Annotated in this window: 18 protein-coding genes, 1 pseudogene and 1 riboswitch; of the genes and pseudogenes, 16 read left to right on the top strand and 3 right to left on the bottom strand. The window is 50.8% G+C overall.

The window, feature by feature from the left end:
* Positions 1-41: 41 nt before the first annotated feature.
* From guaA to L1N85_RS19180, 16 genes and pseudogenes are all read left to right on the top strand, one after another.
* Entirely contained in the window at positions 42-1,580 is a 1,539-nt protein-coding gene (gene guaA / locus L1N85_RS19255) for a glutamine-hydrolyzing GMP synthase (RefSeq protein ID WP_235240669.1), read from the top strand.
* A 94-nt stretch (positions 1,581-1,674) separates the two neighbouring features.
* The gene (locus tag L1N85_RS19250; protein WP_235240668.1) at positions 1,675-2,511 is read left to right on the top strand and encodes an aminoglycoside adenylyltransferase domain-containing protein; all 837 of its coding nucleotides are present in this window, start codon (positions 1,675-1,677) and stop codon (positions 2,509-2,511) included.
* Between the two features lies 1 nt (position 2,512).
* Positions 2,513-2,668: pseudogene (locus tag L1N85_RS19245) on the top strand (aminoglycoside 6-adenylyltransferase); the annotation flags it as partial.
* Between the two features lie 175 nt (positions 2,669-2,843).
* Entirely contained in the window at positions 2,844-3,695 is an 852-nt protein-coding gene (locus L1N85_RS19240; protein WP_235240667.1) for an AraC family transcriptional regulator, read from the top strand.
* Between the two features lie 94 nt (positions 3,696-3,789).
* On the top strand, positions 3,790-4,761 hold the full coding sequence (locus L1N85_RS19235) for an N-acetylglucosamine kinase (protein WP_235240666.1): 972 nt from the start codon (positions 3,790-3,792) through the stop codon (positions 4,759-4,761).
* Positions 4,762-4,797: 36 nt separating this feature from the next.
* Entirely contained in the window at positions 4,798-6,105 is a 1,308-nt protein-coding gene (locus tag L1N85_RS19230) for a 6-phospho-beta-glucosidase (protein WP_235240665.1), read from the top strand.
* A gap of 87 nt (positions 6,106-6,192) precedes the next feature.
* Positions 6,193-6,293: riboswitch (purine riboswitch) on the top strand.
* A gap of 121 nt (positions 6,294-6,414) precedes the next feature.
* Positions 6,415-7,800, top strand: coding sequence for an NCS2 family permease (locus L1N85_RS19225; protein ID WP_235240664.1), 1,386 nt, complete (start codon positions 6,415-6,417; stop codon positions 7,798-7,800).
* A gap of 167 nt (positions 7,801-7,967) precedes the next feature.
* Positions 7,968-8,729, top strand: a complete 762-nt coding sequence (locus L1N85_RS19220) for a LamB/YcsF family protein (protein ID WP_235240663.1) — start codon at positions 7,968-7,970, stop codon at positions 8,727-8,729.
* A gap of 4 nt (positions 8,730-8,733) precedes the next feature.
* Positions 8,734-9,474, top strand: coding sequence for a 5-oxoprolinase subunit PxpB (gene pxpB / locus L1N85_RS19215; RefSeq protein WP_235240662.1), 741 nt, complete (start codon positions 8,734-8,736; stop codon positions 9,472-9,474).
* Positions 9,474-10,475: a 5-oxoprolinase subunit C family protein gene (locus tag L1N85_RS19210; protein WP_235240677.1), complete on the top strand. Its 1,002-nt coding sequence runs from the start codon at positions 9,474-9,476 to the stop codon at positions 10,473-10,475. The genes pxpB and L1N85_RS19210 overlap by 1 nt, the downstream gene beginning before the upstream one ends.
* Positions 10,476-10,591: 116 nt before the next feature.
* Positions 10,592-11,500, top strand: coding sequence for a ribokinase (rbsK, locus tag L1N85_RS19205; protein ID WP_235240661.1), 909 nt, complete (start codon positions 10,592-10,594; stop codon positions 11,498-11,500).
* Between the two features lie 31 nt (positions 11,501-11,531).
* On the top strand, positions 11,532-11,930 hold the full coding sequence (rbsD, locus tag L1N85_RS19200) for a D-ribose pyranase (protein ID WP_235240660.1): 399 nt from the start codon (positions 11,532-11,534) through the stop codon (positions 11,928-11,930).
* Between the two features lie 31 nt (positions 11,931-11,961).
* Entirely contained in the window at positions 11,962-13,464 is a 1,503-nt protein-coding gene (locus tag L1N85_RS19195) for a sugar ABC transporter ATP-binding protein (RefSeq protein WP_235240659.1), read from the top strand.
* The gene (locus L1N85_RS19190) at positions 13,454-14,401 is read left to right on the top strand and encodes an ABC transporter permease (protein WP_235240658.1); all 948 of its coding nucleotides are present in this window, start codon (positions 13,454-13,456) and stop codon (positions 14,399-14,401) included. The genes L1N85_RS19195 and L1N85_RS19190 overlap by 11 nt, the downstream gene beginning before the upstream one ends.
* Before the next feature lie 36 nt (positions 14,402-14,437).
* Entirely contained in the window at positions 14,438-15,391 is a 954-nt protein-coding gene (locus tag L1N85_RS19185; protein ID WP_235240657.1) for a D-ribose ABC transporter substrate-binding protein, read from the top strand.
* Between the two features lie 128 nt (positions 15,392-15,519).
* A complete protein-coding gene (locus L1N85_RS19180; RefSeq protein WP_235240656.1) occupies positions 15,520-16,503 on the top strand; it encodes a LacI family DNA-binding transcriptional regulator in 984 nt (327 codons plus the stop codon).
* A gap of 35 nt (positions 16,504-16,538) precedes the next feature.
* On the opposite strand, the gene L1N85_RS19175 is transcribed toward L1N85_RS19180, so the two are convergent.
* The 3 genes from L1N85_RS19175 to L1N85_RS19165 form a co-directional block, all read right to left on the bottom strand.
* The gene (locus L1N85_RS19175) at positions 16,539-17,471 is read right to left on the bottom strand and encodes a proline dehydrogenase family protein (protein ID WP_235240655.1); all 933 of its coding nucleotides are present in this window, start codon (positions 17,469-17,471) and stop codon (positions 16,539-16,541) included.
* A 100-nt stretch (positions 17,472-17,571) separates the two neighbouring features.
* Entirely contained in the window at positions 17,572-18,648 is a 1,077-nt protein-coding gene (locus L1N85_RS19170) for a phosphodiester glycosidase family protein (RefSeq protein WP_235240654.1), read from the bottom strand.
* Complete coding sequence (locus L1N85_RS19165) at positions 18,645-19,076, bottom strand: hypothetical protein (RefSeq protein WP_235240653.1); 432 nt, start codon at positions 19,074-19,076, stop codon at positions 18,645-18,647. The genes L1N85_RS19170 and L1N85_RS19165 overlap by 4 nt, the downstream gene beginning before the upstream one ends.
* Between the last annotated feature and the right edge of the window lie 107 nt (positions 19,077-19,183).

Below are 19,183 nucleotides of genomic sequence, written 5' to 3'. Positions count from 1 at the left end.
CCTTATATATAATTACTACATCTATTGAGGGAGGCTCGGTAATGACTAAGCAAAATGAAATCATCGTTGTTCTCGATTTCGGAGGACAATACAACCAACTGATTGCGCGCCGTATTCGCGATTTAGGAGTATACAGCGAGCTGCTGCCTTACAACACGTCGGTGGAACGGATCCGCGAATTACAGCCGAAGGGTATCGTATTCTCGGGAGGACCGGCGAGCGTTTACGAACAAAATTCACCGCTTGTAGATCCGGCTATCTATGATTTGAACATTCCGATTTTCGGCATTTGCTACGGTATGCAGATGATGTCCCACCAGCTTCAGGGCAAGGTCGAGCGCGCGGGCAAACGCGAGTACGGCAAAGCGGAGGTTGTATTCGCGGATGGCACCCGCATCGGCTTCGGACTTGATAAGGTTCAAAATGTATGGATGAGCCACGGCGACCATGTCGTCGAGCTGCCGGAAGGCTTTCAGATCGACGCGAGCACGGAGCATGCTCCGGTTGCGGCGATGAGCCATCCGGATCGTCATTTCTATGCGGTGCAATTCCACCCGGAGGTGCGTCACTCCGAATTCGGAAACGAAATGATCCGCAACTTCCTGTACAATGTTTGCGATTGCGACGGCAATTGGACGATGGAGTCGTTCATTGAGGATGCGATTCGAGACATCCGCAACCAAGTCGGCGACAAAAAGGTGCTGTGCGCGCTTTCCGGCGGCGTAGATTCCTCCGTTGTGGCGATTCTTCTTCACAAAGCGATCGGCGACCAGCTGACTTGCATGTTCATCGATCATGGCTTGCTGCGCAAAGGCGAGGCGGAAAGTGTAATGGACACATTTGTCGGCAAGTTCGATATGAAGGTTTTGAAAATCGATGCGCAGGAGCGTTTCCTCGGCAAGCTGAAGGGCGTTGACGATCCCGAGCAAAAACGTAAAATTATCGGCAACGAGTTCATTTACTCTTTCCAGGAAGAATCGGACAAGCTGGACGATTTTGAATTTCTGGCGCAAGGCACGCTGTATACCGACATCGTTGAGAGCGGTACGGCTACGGCGCAAACGATCAAATCTCACCACAATGTCGGCGGCTTGCCGGAGGATATCAAGTTCAAGCTCGTTGAGCCTCTAAAAGCGCTGTTCAAGGACGAGGTTCGTAAAGTCGGCGAGGAATGCGGACTTCCTGAAGCGATCGTATGGCGTCAGCCATTCCCGGGTCCGGGTTTGGCGATCCGTGTCCTTGGCGAAGTAACGGAGGACAAGCTGCATATCGTTCGTGAATCCGATGCAATTCTACGCGATGAAATTGCGAAGGCCGGCCTTGATCGTGAAATTTGGCAGTACTTCACAGCTCTTCCGAACATGAAGAGCGTAGGCGTAATGGGCGATGCCCGTACGTATTCCTACACGGTCGGTATCCGCGCGGTTACTTCGATCGACGGCATGACGGCTGACTGGGCGCGTATCCCTTGGGATGTGCTCGAGAAAATTTCCGTACGTATCGTTAACGAAGTAGACAACGTGAACCGTATCGTCTATGACGTAACATCGAAACCGCCTGCTACAATTGAGTGGGAATAATAAACGAATAAATCAATAAAAAAAGCTGCTTGACATATTGGCATGACCAATATGTTCAAACAGCTTTTTTAAAATTGCTTTAGGAGTGATATCTATGACTGGACCGCAAGCATGGCCCAACTGTGATGAAGATATAAAGCGATTTGTCGTAAATCTTATGGAGCGGCTGAAAAGCGAGGCAGGTAAAAAGGTGACAGGAATCTACCTTCACGGCTCATTAGCCATGGGCAGCTACTATCGGCCTAAAAGCGATATTGATTTAATTGTGGTTGTTGACGGCAAATTAGAAGCCGATTTGGCCGAAGCAGTTGGAATCGCAATCGCTAAAGTGACGTCCAATAGACCTATGATTGGGAACGTTGAGCTAAGTGTTATCACAGCTGATGTCGCAAAGAAAGTACCCGTACCAACGCCTTTTGAAGTGCATTACAGTTCGGGGTGGCATGACAAGATCCTTAATCTTGAAGTAGACTACAGCAAAGAGCGGACCGATACGGACTTATCCTCACACTTAGCGTATGTAGCGCAGCGCGGTGTCTGCTTATATGGCAAACCGATATCGGAGATTTTCGGTCAAGTGAATTGGCAGCATTTTATGGAAGCAGTTATGGATGACCTTGACTGGATTCTTGAAGATGAGCATATTCTAGAGACTCCTTTTTACAGCGTGCTGAACATTTGCCGTGTATTTCAACTAATGAGCGAAGACTGTCAGTCTGTACATAGCAAAGATGAAGGCGGTGAATGGGGACTGGGACATTTGCCTCAGGAATATCATACCGTTATCCAACTAGCGCTTGACGTCTATCGTTCGTCGGATAAAGTAACGGAGGAACATAGAAAAACAGGCGGCAAGGAATGGGATCAAGCCAAACTTCTTGCCTTCAGGAATTTCGCTCGTATGAAAATCAAGAATGAATTAGGGGGCTAAAATGAGGAATGAAAAGGAAATGATGGACTTAATCTTGAACACCGCCATAGCGGATGAACGAATTCGTGCGGTTATTATGAATGGCTCCCGGACAAATCCGAATGTGAAGAAAGATTGTTTTCAAGACTATGATATTATATATGTTGTCAAAGACATATACCGTTGCTGTCCAAGTAGCAGAGTTTTTTGGTTATGAGTATTCGATTGGCGTTGACGAGAGAGTGTCTGCACATCTTAGGCATGTACAAGGTTTACCGAGGGACGCTGAAAAAATGTATTAAATCATGTACATGCAAAGTTTTGCGAATGCAAACTTTTTAGGAGGACTAAGCATGAAGCTGTTTCCTTCCATCAGCAAAGACCAAATCGAGCTCCCGCAAGCTTTTCCGATGAAGATTTCGCAAACTGCGGGTGTATCGCCAACCTTTCAAAGGCTGCATTGGCATACAGCGCTCGAAATGAACTATATACAAAAAGGCAGCGGCTATTATCTGATCAACGGAGCCCGGTACGATTTCCGGCAGGGAGATCTGATTCTGATCAACTCTAACGATCTGCACCGCGCATTCGAAGCGGAGGATCTGGTCATGACTATTGTCATGTTCGACCCTGCCTATCTCGCTTTGGAACAGCGCTATGATCCGGAGCTGCTCGTTCCTTTTCGCGAGATGGGTCAGCGCTTTGACAATGTGCTGGACCGGAGACATCCCGAGCATACCCGATTAGCAGAAATCATAATACAAATGGCTGCCGAATTTGAACGCAAGGAACCGCATTTCGAGATGGTAATCAGGGCGCAGCTTATTCAATTTCTTGCGTACGTCAATCGTTATTTCGCTAAAAATAAAGCGGGATGGCCGCAGCATGCCCGCGGGATGGAGACGATTCGCGGCGTGTTGGCAGCGATTGAGGCCAATATTGCGTATCCGTGGACGCTCAGGGAGCTGGCGGAAGCGGCGCATCTCAGCCCTTCAAGGTTTAGCGCGTTGTTTGTGCAAGCAGTAGGCACCTCGCCCATGGACTATTTAATCCAGCTCCGGCTTTCGCAGGCTGCGCATTTATTGGAATCAACCGATCATAAAATTATCGAAGTGGCGGGGGAATGCGGATTCCGCAATCTATCCAATTTTAACCGGCTGTTCAAGCAGCATATTGGCAAGCTTCCATCCGAGCTCCGCTCCTAAAACAGTAAGATTGTATCATAACATCGTTCTTTATCATTAGAAGAACGGTGTTTTTTTGTTTTAAAATAAAGCAATAGATTATTCCTGAAGGAGAGTGAGCGAGTTGATTTTTCTAGGCGTAGACGCAGGAGGCAGCAAGACGCATGCCTTAATTGTGGACGAAGCTGGCCGTGTGCTGGGCCGCGGGCATGGCGGCAACGGCAACCATCAAACGGCCTTTGAGGAAGCGGGAAATCATATTGATGCTGCCTGTCAGCAGGCGCTGCGGGAAGCGGGAGCGGCGAAGGAGCATGTGACCTTTGCTTACTTTGGTCTCGCAGGCGCGGACCGGGAGCGCGATTACTCGATATTGCGTCCGATGTTCGCTTCCCTTCATTATGAACGGCATGCCATCGCATGCGATACAATGATCGGCATGCGCGCCGGCACCAGGCAATCCTATGGCGCGGTCATCATTAGCGGCACCGGCTTTAACGCTGCGGCCCGCAATGCGCAAGGAGAGGAGCTGCAGTATGGCGGTTTCGGCTATTTGTTCGGAGACGGCCAAGGCTCGGGCTCGGATCTGGCGATTCATGCCTTCCGCAGCGCGGTGCGCGCCTGGGAGGGAAGAGAGCAGCCGACGCTGCTAAGCGAGCTGGTGCCGCAGCGCCTCGGATACAGCAGCATACAGGAAATGTATGACGATGCGCTCGATAATGGGATACGTCCTCCCCGCGAGCTGGCGAAGGTGATGTTTGAGGCGGCAGCCCAAGGCGATCCGGTTGCCATCCGTATTTTGCGGGAGGCGGGCAAGGAGCATGGAAATGCCGTTAATGCGCTTATCAGGCGCCTGGGCATGGAAAACGAAACGTTCGATGTCGTCTTGACCGGCAGCGTGCTGTCGCGCGGCAGCACGCCGCATATGATTGACGCCATCCGGGAAGCCGTTTATGCGGCAGCCCCGCTGGCGACAACGGTTAAGCTGACGGTCGATCCGGTCATCGGTGCGGTCATGAGCGCGATGGACAGCAGCGGCATGAAGATTGATGACGCGACGGATGCGGCATTAAGAAGAATTACATTTTAGCGTGAGCATATCATCTACCATTAGGAGGTAATCCATATGTCCAAAAAACCGTTAAAGGTAGCCGTCATTGGCGGGGGCTCCTCATATACGCCGGAAATCGTCGAAGGCTTCATCAAAAAATACGACGAAATGCCGATCCGTGAGCTTTGGCTCGTCGATATTGAGGAAGGCCGCCGCAAGCTGGCGATCGTCGGCGAATTGGCTAAGCGCATGGTCGAGAAAGCCGGTGTCCCGATCGAGGTGAAGCTTACGCTGGACCGCCGCGAAGCGATTGCCGGCGCGGATTTCGTCACGACGCAAATGCGGGTCGGCCTTCTTGAAGCGAGGCGCCGCGACGAGCATATACCGATTTCCCACGGTGTGATCGGGCAGGAAACGACCGGTCCGGGCGGCATGTTCAAGGCATTGCGCACCGTGCCCGTCATTCTCGACATCAGCAAGGATATCGAGGAGCTTGCACCGGATGCATGGATGCTGAACTTTACAAATCCGGCGGGCATCGTGACGGAAGCGGTGCAGAAGCACAGCCGCGTGAAGACGGTCGGACTATGCAACTCACCGATCAATTTCCAAAAATTTCTGGCTAAGGAATACGGCGTGAGCGAACGGGACGTGCTGCCTGAATTCGTCGGCATCAACCACCTGCATTGGGTTACGGCCGCTTACGTGAACGGCGAGGATAAGCTGCCGGAGATGATCGGCGGCGGACGCGACTATTCGGCGGCCAATGTGACCGCTTTTGACTGGGATGCGGATTTCCTCAGCTCGCTTGGTGCGCTTCCTACGTACTATCTTCGTTACTTCTACATGACCGATGCGATGTTCAAGGATATGAAGGAGTCGATGGAGAAAAACGGCACGCGCGCGGATGTGGTGAGCCGGGTCGAAGAGGAGCTGTTCGAGCTCTACAAGGACGTGAACCTGAGCGAGAAGCCGAAGCAGCTGGAAAAGCGCGGCGGCGCCTATTATTCCGAGGCTGCGGTGAATCTGATGCATTCGCTGTACACGGATAAGCGCGATATTCAGACGCTGAACGTCAGAAACGGCGGCATTATCGACTTCTTGCCGGCGGATGCCAGTATCGAGGTGAACTGTGTCGTGACGGCGCAGGGTCCGATCCCGCTGCCGCTGCAGCGCGTTCCCGAGCAAATAAAAGGGCTTATGCATGCCGTCAAAACCTATGAGTCGCTGACGATCGAAGCTGCCATAAGCGGTGATAGAGGCATCGCGCTGCAAGCGCTGGCGCATCATCCGCTCGTTCCAAGCGTCGCGGTCGCCAAGACGCTGCTCGAGGAGATGCTCGAAGCGAACAAAGCTTATCTCCCTCGCTTTTACAAAAATTAAAGAGCGCGCATCCTCCTGAAAACAGCCATAAATGCATTCGGCAATATTGACAAAACCGGCTGCTTCTCTATAAAATTGTAAACGGAAAACAACAACAGCATATTTTTTCGTATAATCTCAAGAATCGGCTTGAGAGTCTCTACTCGGTCACCGTAAATGGCCTGGCTACGAAATCAGCGGAAAAGCGCGCAGCGGTCCAGCGTGTATACTTTTCCCCTTTTTGCAGAGCCTAGTAGAAATGCATGATATGCATTTTTTTCTAGGCTTCTTTGTTTGTTCCACCACAATTTTGGGAGGTTAGTAATCAAAATGGAACGTTTCTTTCGCTTAAAGGAACACGGAACAAATGTCAGGACAGAGATTATGGCGGGGCTGACGACTTTCATGACGATGGCATACATATTGGCCGTCAATCCAATCATACTTACTCCGACTGGCCTTGACTGGACGGCGGTATTTCTCGCAACGGCGCTTGCCGCAGGCATTTTCTCGATCGCAATGGGCTTGTTCGTTAACTTCCCCGTAGCGCTTGCGCCGGGCATGGGGCTCAATGCTTACTTCGCTTCCGTCATTATCGCTTCGGCGGCGACGGATACGCCGATAAGTCCTGCAATGGGCTTAACGGCTGTGTTTCTCTCGGGTATTATCTTTATTATTTTGACGATAACGCAAATTCGCCAAATGCTTATAACTGCTGTGCCGGACAGCTTGAAGCATGCGATCACGGTCGGCATCGGTTTGTTCATTGCCATTATCGGCTTGAAAAACAGCGGCCTTATGACGGTCGCGGTGTCCAGCTTTGCGGACATAAAGGCTGGCGCATTCACGCCGGTAAGCGGCTCTGAGACGGTTATCCAGCTCGGCAGCTTCGAGAATGAAACGGTCACTTTTACCGTTATCGCGCTGTTCTTGATTGCTATTCTTATGGTGCTTCGCGTACCGGGCGCCATTTTGTTCGGTATTCTCGGTACGACGGCCATCGCGCTGATCACGGGCCATGTCGATGCGAAGGCTGCCTTCACCGGCCAAACATGGATGCCGGATTTCTCGACGATGAACGTATGGCATTTCGACTTTGCGGGCGTATTCGAGGTGGGCCTGATCACCGTTATTCTGACGTTCACATTCGTTGAGCTGTTCGATACGTTCGGTACGCTGGTAGGTACGGCTAACCGTGCCGGCATTATGAAGAACCCGGAGGAAGGCAAGAAGCGCATCGGCAAAGCGATGTTCGTTGACGCGATCGGCGTTGGCGGCGGCGCGGTGCTCGGTACGAGCACGGTTACTGCATATGTGGAAAGCTCTGCCGGTATCGCACAGGGCGGACGTACGGGCTTAACAGCCGTTACGACCGGTATCTGCTTCCTGCTTGCGATCTTCCTATCGCCGCTTGTAGCGCTCGTTCCGGGCTCGGCAACGGCTGCGGCTCTGATCATCGTCGGCGTGCTGATGATGCAATCTGTGAAGGAAATCGATTTCTCCGATATGGTGTACGCGATTCCGTCGTTCTTCACGCTTGCGCTGATGCCATTTACGTACAACATTGCGAACGGCATCTCGTTCGGTATCGTATCGTACGTTGTACTCGCATCGGTTGCGAATGCTTCGGGTAAAGGCAAATATAACGTACACTGGCTCATGTGGATTCTCGCGGTGCTCATTATCTGCCGTTATGTGTTTATGGGCGGGCATTAATACCGTCCTTATAGTATGAAATAAGCTAAGAAGCTGCGCTGGACCGGCGCTGCTTCTTTTTTTGCATTTTGCGACCATGCAGCATTGAGGCTGGCGAGGGGGCATGGAGCGAGAAATTTGTTATAATTTCGGGAGAGGTTCATTCGAAAGAGTAAAGGAGAACTCATATGCACCGGATAGATTTGAATTGCGATATGGGAGAAGGCTTCGGCGCATATCGTCTCGGCCCCGATAACGAGCTGATGAAGCATATTACTTCGGCGAACATCGCGTGCGGGTTTCATGCGGGAGATGCAGCGACCATACGGGCGACAGTCAAGCTGGCGATGGAGCATGACGTGGCTATTGGCGCGCATCCCGGATTGCCGGATTTGGCCGGATTCGGCAGACGGAAGATGAATATTTCGCCGCAGGAGGCCTACGAGATGACCGTATACCAGATCGGGGCGGTCTATGCTTTTGCCAAGTCGGAGGGGGGATATGTTTCGCATGTCAAGCCCCACGGCGCTCTCTATAATATGGCTGCCAAGAGCAAGCCGCTCTCGGAAGCCATCGCGGAGGCGGTGTATAAGGTCGATCCGCAGCTTATGCTGTTCGGATTAGCAGGAAGCGAGCTGGTTCGCGCGGCTAATGCGATCGGACTCAGGGCGATCAATGAGGTGTTCGCGGACCGCTCCTACGAGGAGGGCGGCACGCTTACGCCAAGGGGAACGGAAGGGGCAGTCATTACAGATCCTAAGCTTGCTGCGGAGCAAGCGGCAGGGATGATTAAGAGAGGCGTTGTACGGACGCGGCAGCAGAGTGATTTTAGTTTGAAGGCGGATACGGTGTGCGTGCACGGCGATACGCCCGATGCGCTCGAGTATGTCATGCAATTGCGGACAATGCTTGCGCAAGAAGGAATTTCGGTACAGAGAGCAGGTGAGTGAGGCGATGTCGGATTCACACTTGAACGTACAGCTATCGCCGCTAGGAGATTCCGCTGTTATGCTTCGGCTCGGCAGCACCATTACGGAGGAGACGCATCGCAGAGTGATGGCTTTAATAGCAAGGTTGGAGGCTCGGCCTTTTGCGGGATTGCTCGAATGCGTCCCGTCCTTCGCGGCAATAGCTGTTCACTATGATCCGTTCCTTGTGAAGAAAAGCCGAATAGGCACGGAGCTTCAACATACGACGATCTATGATACCGTGTGCTCACGAATACAGTCGCTGCTATCGATGGAGCAGCTAAGCAACGGGTCACGAAAGTCAAGAACCGTTGAAATACCCGTCTGCTATGGAGAAGAGCTGGGCCCTGACCTTGACTTCGTTGCTGAGCACAACGGACTTGCGGAGGAAGAAGTCATTGCCATTCATGCGCGCGGCACGTACCTCGTTTATATGATTGGCTTTGCACCGGGCTTTCCTTATTTAGGCGGTATGTCAGGCCGAATTGCCGCGCCGAGGCTTCAGACGCCGCGAACGATTATTCCTCAGGGGAGCGTCGGCATAGCCGGTGAACAGACGGGCGTCTACCCGATTGCGACGCCGGGAGGCTGGCAATTGATAGGAAGGACTCCGCTTCAGCTTTTTCAGCCGCAAGCATCCATCCCAAGCCTGTTGAGTCCGGGTGATTCCGTTCGATTCAAGCCCATATCTCGGGAACAATATGAGCTTTATAGAGAAGGTGTATGATGAGCATTAATGTCATTAAATCAGGCCTGTTTGCAACCGTACAAGATCTTGGCAGACATGGCTCGCAAAAATACGGCGTATCCGTTGGCGGCGTAATGGATACTGGGGCAGCTCGGGCAGCCAATCTTCTAGTCGGCAACAAGGAAAGCGAAGCGGTTATAGAAATGACGCTAGCGGGAACGGAGCTATGGTTAGAGAAGGATACGTTGATTGCCGTTTGCGGCGCGGATATTACGGCAACAGCGGGCGGTGAGCGTCTGCCTTTGTGGAGGCCGGTATTGGTTCGAGAAGGCGTTACCGTTACATTTGGAGTATGCCGATCAGGCTGCCGAACGTATGTCGCTGTCGCAGGCGGACTGGACGTGCCGGATCTGCTAGGGAGCAAAAGCACGTATTTGCGAGGAGCGTTCGGCGGCTTTGAAGGCAGAGCGTTGAAAACGGGAGATGTGCTGCGCGTTAAGAATGAAGGTCAGCTGTCAGACCGAATCAAGCAGTCTTTGCTTGCCAAGGGAAATGGCAGCTTTGCGGCTGCGGGCTGGCATGCGAGTCATTTTGCCATTGCGGCTCATTTGTCGGATCCGGTAATTCGTGTACTGACAGGCTCTCATTATCCTTTGTTTACAGTGGAAAGCCAGCAAAGCTTGTTTAGCCAAACGTTTCAAATCAGTGTTCAGTCGGATCGGATGGGCTGCCGGTTGGAGGGCTCCCGGAAGCTGAAGCTGTCTTCGCCAGTCGAGTTGTTATCGGAGGCGGTAGCGGTTGGCACGGTTCAAGTACCGCCGGACGGTAATCCTATCGTATTGCTAGCCGATCGACAGACAACGGGCGGATATCCGCGAATAGCAAATGTCGCTTCGGTGGACATCCCGGTATTCGCTCAGTTGAAGCCCGGCGACCGCTTCCGATTTGAGGCCATCACGCAGCAAGAGGCTGAGCAGCTATTAGTAGAGAGTGAGCGGGACATACAGATTCTGAAAGCGGCTGTATCACTTAAGTTTTAGGTGCCTTCATTTTACCCTATTGACATTCGCTAAAACGGGCAATATAATAAAAAAACGATATGTAACCGATTACACATAACGAATGTTAAATCTGATGCTGATAAAGAGGTGCATTAATGACTAAGCCGAAAATTACCGTTATTGGAAGCATGAATATAGATATGGTTACGGAAACTGAGACCATGCCGAATCAAGGCGAGACCATATTTGGCAGCGGTTTCTCTAGCTTTATCGGTGGAAAAGGGGCTAATCAAGCTGTTGCCTGCGCACGTCTTGGCGCACAGGTGACGATGGTCGGCTGTGTTGGCGAGGATCACTTCGCTAAGCAGCTAATCGAGGCATTGGAGAAGGAAGGCGTCGATACGCAATATGTGGAAACGGTTTCTCATCGACCGACAGGCGTAGCTGCTATTACCGTATGCGACAACGATAACCGGATTATTGTTATCCCTGGCGCAAACCATTGTCTGCTTCCAGACTATATATTGTCTTTGAAGGAAATCATTGCGGGCTCGGATATGGTACTGCTGCAGCAGGAAATTCCTTTCGTTACAGTGGAGTCGGCAATTAAGCTGGCTAATGAGCTGGGCATTCCGGTTATTTTAAATCCTGCTCCCGCCATTAAGCTCCCAATGGAGCTGCTGGAACGGGTTCATCTGATTACGCCGAATGAATCCGAGCTCGCTATATTGCTTGGTTTGGACAATAAGCAGGAACTGACTTACGAGCAGCTGATTGAGCTGTACCCGCATCCCATCGTCATGACCGGCGGCAGTAAGGGCGCATTTTACAAAACGCCGGATGGCGAAATCAGGCATGAGCTGGGGAGAAAGGTAGAGGCGGTCGATACGACCGGCGCGGGCGATACCTTTAACGGCGCATTAGCCGTTAAGCTGAGCGAAGGCTCGACGCTGGGGGAGGCGGTACGGTTTGCAGTCGCTGCCAGCGCATTGTCGGTCACAAAGCTTGGCGCTCAGAGCGGTATGCCTTTACGGTCTGATGTAGAGCGGTTTATGGAAATATAACCCTACTATTTTACTTCGAGAGGATTTACAGATGAAAAAAAACGGCATATTAAACAGTGATATCGCAGCAGTTATTGCCCGAATGGGCCATACCGACTGTATCGTAATTGGTGATTGCGGGCTGCCGATTCCCGACTCGGTTAAGCGAATCGATCTGGCTATAAAGCCGGGACTCCCGTCTTATCCGGATACGTTAGAAGCGGTGCTTGCCGATATGGAGGTTGAATCAGCCATTATCGCTATTGAAATGAAGGAGCAAAATACTTCGATTTATGACAGCACGAGGATGCTGTTGAACGATATTCCTATCAAGCAAGTGCCGCATGAGGAGCTTAAATTGCTAACCATGCAAGCTAAAGCGGTGATCCGTACAGGCGAAGCAACACCATACGCGAACATCATTCTTCAATCGGGCGTTATTTTCAAATAAAGGGCTGCTGTTTAGCAAAGGGGTGGCAAAGATGGAGTTTCTTATTGAAATGTCTGGCATTCATAAATCCTTTTCCTCTGTGCAAGTATTGAAGAACGCCGCATTTCAGCTTAAGCCGGGAGAAATTCACGCTTTGATGGGTGAGAATGGCGCTGGCAAATCGACCTTGATGAAAATTTTGACAGGTATATACAAGGCTGACTCAGGCTCGGTTAAGGTTAAGGGGCGGGATGTTATGTTCGCTGATCCGAAGGAGGCTGAGGATCATGGAGTTGCGATCATTCATCAAGAGCTGAACATTATTCCGAAGCTGTCCGTTTCCGAGAATATGTTTCTCGGCAGGCAGCTTACCTATGGCAAAACCGGAATTGTGCGCGATAAGGAAATGAAACGAAAGACGCGTGAATATTTGCAGCGGCTTGGCGTTGAGCTTGATCCCGAGGCCGCGGCGGATACATTGTCTATCGGACAGCAGCAAATGATCGAGATTGCGAAAGCGCTATCTAAAAACGCTGAGGTTCTTATTATGGATGAGCCGACTGCTGCACTGACGGATCGTGAAATCGAAGCGTTGTTTAAAATGATGGATCAGCTGCGCCGCGAAGGTGTAGGTATTGTCTACATTTCACATCGGATGGAGGAAATATTTCAGATGTGCGATCGTATTTCAGTTCTTCGCGACGGAGCGTTTCTCGGAACGGAGAAGACAGCCGATACCAAGGTTGAGCATATTGTCCGTTTAATGGTAGGCCGCGAGATTGGTGAGCGTTATCCGGAGCGCAGCAGCAAGATCGGAGCGGAGCGGCTTCGTGTCGAGAATTTAAGCGACGGCAGGAAGCTGAGCGGAATCAGCTTCTCCGCAGCGGCTGGAGAAATCGTCGGTATCGCCGGACTTATGGGAGCCGGACGAACGGAGATTGTACGTATGCTGTTCGGAGCCGACAAGAAAAAGAAAGGTAAAATCTATATGGATGGGCGGGAAGTGGCGATCACCAACCCGTCGCAAGCTATTGAAGCGGGTATCGTGTTCGTAACGGAAGACCGCAAGCATCAGGGACTTGTCCTCGGCATGTCTGTCCGTGAAAATTTATCCTTGACCAATTATAAGCGTATTGCGAGTGCTGGCGTTATTTCTGCCAAGAAGGATTATGAGCTGTCGGATAAAATGATTAAGCGATTTAATATTAGAACGCATGATCCCGAGCAAACGGTTAAATCCTTAAGCGGCGGCAATCAGCAAAAGGTTGCCATCGGAAAATGGCTGGGCGAGCTGCCTAAAGTTTTTATTATGGATGAGCCAACCAGAGGAGTCGACGTAGGGGCGAAAAAAGAAATTTACAGCATGATGAACGAGCTCAGCGAGCAAGGCGTCACTGTTATTATGGTTTCATCAGATTTGCCCGAGGTTTTAGGTGTCAGCGACCGCGTTATTGTTATTCATGAGGGGCGTATCTCCTCCATTTTGGACAAAGCGCAAATGAATCAGGAAGCAATCATGCTTGCGGCGACAGGGGGAAGCAGCAATGGCCATTGACAAAAAACAACTAGCATCAACCTTGCAAAAGCTGGGTCCGCTCATCGGACTTCTTATTATTACCGTCATTTTAATTATAGCAAGTCCGAATTTTTTGACCGTCAACAATATATTGAACGTGTTCCGACAGGTATCGATTAATGCTTTAATAGCTTTTGGTATGACCTTCGTTATATTAACCGGGGGCATCGATTTATCGGTTGGCGCGACGCTTGCGCTGTCGGGGGCGCTAACCGCAGGACTTCTGAATGGCGGTATGGATCCATTGACCGCGATTATTATCGGACTGGTTGCCGGTGGAGTAATGGGAGCGGTCAATGGACTTTTGATTACGAAGGCGAATATCGCACCGTTTATCGCGACACTGGCGACGATGACCATCTACCGGGGCTTTGCGCTCGTCTATACGGATGGCAGACCGATAACTGGATTTGAAAGCGAATTATTCACATTGGTTGGCGGAGGTTACTTTTTTGGAGTACCCGTTCCCGTTATTATTACCATTATTATTTTCGCCATATTATTTTTCATATTACGTAAAACGACGTTTGGAAGAAATGTATACGCAATCGGAGGAAATGAAGAGGCTTCGCTGCTTTCCGGTATCAAGACCGGACGCTTTAAAATTTATGTGTATGCCTTGACCGGCCTGCTGTCGGCGCTCGCAGGAATTATTCTTACGTCGCGACTTAACTCAGCGCAGGCAAACGCAGGCTTTGGCTATGAACTGGATGCGATTGCAGCTGTCGTGCTAGGCGGTACCAGCTTGTCAGGCGGCAGGGGCTGGATCGTGGGCACGCTTGTGGGTGCGCTCATCATCGGCGTTTTGAACAACGGCTTGAACCTGCTCGGTGTCTCATCGTTTTATCAGCAAGTTGTTAAAGGGATGGTTATTCTGTTGGCGGTATTGCTGGATCGCAAGAAAGCCAATAGCTAAATCATATAATCTAAACAAAGAAAAGGCGGGTTCAACATGAAAAAGACAACGAAATTAGTAAGCATTGGAATGATTACTGCGCTGTTGCTTGCGGGCTGTTCAACAACGGCTCCCGGTTCAGGAACAAATGAAGCTGAACAAGGCGGTTCAAAAACAGAGGGAATTAAGATTGGACTTGCCGTATCTACGCAAAGCAATCCGTTTTTCGTTACCTTGAAAGAAGGCGCCCAAACAGCGGCTGCGGCTGGGGAAGCAGAATTGATTACGGTTGACGCGCAGGATGATGCCGCCAAGCAAGCCTCTTCGATCGAGGATTTAATTCAACAAAAGGTAGATGTCATCATTATTAACCCTACAGATTCGGCAGCAATCGTTCCCGCAGTGGAATCCGCTAACACAGCAGGTATTCCGGTTATTACGGTCGATCGGACGTCCGACGGCGGTAAAGTAATGACTCATATCGCTTCCGATAACAAAGCTGGCGGCGTACTCGCTGCAAAGTTTATCGCTGAGCAGCTTGGCGGAACGGGCAAGGTTGTCGAGCTGGAAGGTATTCCGGGCTCTTCCGCAGCTCGCGAGCGCGGAGCCGGCTTTAATGAAGAAATCGCCAATTCGAGCGGTATTCAAATAGCAGCCAAGCAGCCAGCAGATTTTGATCGCGCCAAAGGCTTGACCGTTATGGAAAACATTTTGCAAGGAAACAAGGATATAAAAGCAGTCTTCGCTCATAACGATGAAATGGCGCTCGGCGCTCTCAAGGCTATTGAAGCAGCTGGTGCAGCTGGAATTCTTGTTGTCGGCTTCGATGCGACTGATGATGCTGTGAAGGAAGTATTCGCAGGGAAATTGAGTGCGACTGTGGCGCAAAAGCCTGATATGATGGGTATTTTGGCAGTACAAACCGCTATAAAGATTGCCAAAGGCGAAACGGTGGTGGCATCGATTCCTGTTGAGCTGGAGCTAATTACGAAAGATTCTGCTAAAAAGTAACGATTAGCTTCAAGTCATACAAGTGTGTCTGCGTACTCGCAAACGTAGACACGCTTGTTTTTTTAATAGATAATTCCGTATACTTTATACCAAAGGCTAGGCTGATTCGTGAAAGGATTTTGTTATATATGACTACAATTAGAGATGTGAGCAAGCTGGCCGGCGTGTCCGTCGCCACCGTATCCCGCCTGCTTAATCAAAGCGGATATGTCAGCAAGGAAGCAGAAATCGCAGTTATGTCTGCGATACAAAAGCTGAATTATAAGCCTAACAATATTGCAAGAAGCTTGGCAGGCAAAAAGACCGCTGCCGTTGCTTTAATGGTGCCTGATATCTTAAATCCCTTCTTTCCCGAAATAGCCCGTGCTGCCGAGGATGCCGCAGCAGTACTCGGCTACACGCTCGTTCTATGCAATACGGACAATAATCCGGACAAAGAAAAGAAGTATATAGAAACGCTTATTAATAAGCAAATAGATGGCATTATTATTTCATCTTATACGATTCTGCCAGAGCAGATTCTTGCCTTGCAGGACCGCTCTATTCCGATTGTAGTCATCGACAAATCATTTTCTGATTATCCAATACTTTCGGTTACAGCTGCAAACCGTCATGGCGGTGAAATGGCTGTACAGCATCTTATGTCTGAAGGCAGCCGCAAAATCGCTCATATTTCGGGCCCCTCGCATGTGCACGCCTCACGGGAGAGGACGCTTGCCTATGAGAAAGCATGCAGGGATTTGCCATGGTTCATGCCTAGTCTGATTGGTTACGGCAACTTCAACGTTGCAGGCGGCTATCAGGCGATGAAAGAAATTTATAAGCAGCATCCTGATGTGGACGGTGTGTTTGCCGGCAATGATCTGATGGCCGCCGGAGCATTGAAGGCGTTAATCGAACTGGGAGCTGCGGTACCGGAGCAAGTGAAGCTAATCGGCTTCGACGGGATTCGAATGGATATGGTTTACCCTGAAATTACGACCATATCCCAACAAATTTACTCTATCGGCAAAACCGCGATGGACTATTTGATCCGCTTAATCAACAATGAGCCTATCGAGCGTAAAAATTACGAGCTTGATGTGGAGCTCTTGCGAAAGGCAACAACCTGACGATGTGTTGATACCGGCGCAGCCATTAGGCTTCGTCAGCGCTTGCGTCCGGACATATGCTTAAGCACCATCATCAGATTGACCGGCTTCTCGGCAAGCCGGCGGGTAAAGTATGGATACCACATTACCCCGTAAGGGATGTAGCAGCGAATGCGGTAGCCCTCTTTCGCAAGTTTCGCCTGCTCGTTCATTCGGAGTCCGTAAAGCATTTGAAATTCAAAGGCGCTCTTCGGAATGCCCTTGGTACGCGCATAGGCCTTCACCCAGCTGATGATTTCATCGTCATGGGAAGCGATTGCCGTATATGCGCGGTTCTCCAAATGCAGGCCGATGATTCGCTTGAAGCTTCGGATGATCTCGGACGTCTTCTGGAAAGCGACCTCGTCCGATTCCTTGTACGCGCCTTTGACGAGCCTGAGACTGATCCGCTCGCGGAGCAGCTCGGCCGCGTCCTGCTCGGATCGGAACAAGTAAGCCTGCAGAACGGTTCCGACGTTCGTCAAGCCTTCTTTATGAAGCCGTCTTACGATATCGATCGTAGCTTGCGTGTAAGGCGTATTTTCCATATCGATGCGAACGAAGTTTCGGTTGCGCCTTGCATGTTTGACGACATCGCGAATATTCGCATAGCAAACGGCCGGGTCAAGGGCGAGTCCCATCTGCGTCGGCTTTAGAGAGACATTAGAGTTCGCCTTGCAGTCCGCAATTCCGGTAATTAGCTTTATATATTGGTCCTTGTAGGCGGCTGCTTCGCTTAATTGGCGTATGCCCTCGCCAAGATGGTCGAGCGTGGCCATGATGCCGAGCTTGCCCAGCTCTTCAACCTCCTTCAGCGCTTCCTCCAGTGTCTCTCCAGCTATAAACCGGCTTGCCAGCCCTTTGCCATAGGTCGTCGAGAGCTTCTCCACCATCGGGATGCCCGTGATTGTCAATAACGATTTGCGGTACCATTTCGATCCGATTCCCATCCGTATTGCTCCTTTCCGGAAAAACGATAGTAGGAGTCTTATTTCGGGAGCTCGGTATAGTATATTCCGAAATGGGCGGCATCGCGCTATTCCAGCTTAATTATTTAAAAAACAAAAAGTGCGTAGGCAGCTTGCGAAGCTGGCCGTCCGACGGTTTATTAATGACTTTGCCATTAAAAACAAGCGAGGAGGAGCCGCCGCCATCCAAATTATAGCCGTCGACCGCGCCGTATCTCTTCAGCAGAATCTGCATTTCTTCCAGTGTTGCGCCGCTGCTTCCCGCTTCGTTGTATCCATCGGTGACGAGGAACAGAAGCTGGTCGTCCTTGTAGTTGGCGATAACCGTTCTGGGAGCCCGCATCGGGCTTGTCTGCCATTTGGCAGGAATCGGCTGCGCCGCTCCTCGCCGAAGCAGGACTGGTACGAAGGATGCGCCAAACTTCGGTTTCTTGGCATCGAGCTGCTGCTTGGTCAGGTATTTCCCTCCGATAAGCTCGTTTTGCTCATTTAATCCGACAAAAAACAAATCCGAATAGGACGACTCGAAGCCCGTCGCATATTTACCGCCCACGACCGTTGTGCTCAGAGGATAGCGTTTGCCGCCGCCATCGGCATATCCGCCTGCGTTAACGGCGGCGATGGCTTTGTGGCGCTTCGCGGCCTCGAGCGTCGTTTCCGCTTTGCCCACCTGGTCTCCGCCTAAGGTCATCGTCATAGCGTCAGCGCTCTTCAGCTTAACCTTCAGCGCATAGGCTTTGAAATTTTCCGCTTGGATATAGAACAGCTGGGCGCGAATGTTATCCGAGTCGACCGTTCGGGCAGGCTTGCCCAGCTTGCCCGTTATATTGCGATCGTAAATGACGAGCGGTCTCATCGCCTGAGAGGCGGCCATCGCGGATATTTTCGCCATATCGGCATTGGTCTGATTATACAGCTTGATTTGCTTTTGAATGGATTGACTCGTTTGCGAGGCCGTCGACTGAGCCTGATCGAGGCCGGCTGAAGCGGGCTCTATATCGGCTGCCGGATGCGGCGCTTGCTCCGTTAGCGGCTGCGGGAACGCTTCTTCGGACAATTCTATGACCATATCGGATAATAGCAGCCAAATCATAATGCCTAGAAAAGGAGCGCAAGCGAGCAGCGCCGTTCGGTTTAACGCTCTGACGGTGATGTTCATTTGAGCACATCCAGATTTTTCTTCAGCTCGTCCAGCTGCTTTTTCACTTCGTTCAATTGCGTGTACAGCTTGTTGCTGTTGTCCGTTTTGGAATCGGCATTATCCTTCGTGAACGTAAGCAGCTCATTAAGGGCATCGACCTTCGTCTTGAGCTCGGCCAGATCGGCTGCATAGCTTGTTTCAAGCTGCAGCATACGGGCCTCATAAGCTTCCTGCATGGCTGTAATCTGGCTGGCGGTTTGCCGCTCCAGATCGGCGGAGAGCGTCTGCTGTATACGATCCGCATACCATTTGGCGCCTAGTATGCCGGAGCATAAAATAATCATCCATACGCAGACGAACAGGAGAAACGCGCGGTTTCCTTTCTTTTTGCGGGTCTTGCTTTCGAATTGGCTGGCAGTGCGTTGTTCCAAAATTAAATCACTCATTTTATTCATTCACCTCTCATGTGGGTCACTTGCACCGAAGATTGGATGAACGAACTGCAAGCATGTTTTCATACTATTAGACATCAACGGGCTCCCAATAGTTGCGG

It is taken from the genome of Paenibacillus alkaliterrae (genome assembly GCF_021532375.1).
GTDB lineage: Bacteria > Bacillota > Bacilli > Paenibacillales > Paenibacillaceae > Pristimantibacillus > Pristimantibacillus alkaliterrae.
Note: the sequence above shows the minus strand (reverse complement) of the source record. Positions and strands in the feature narration are given on the sequence as shown.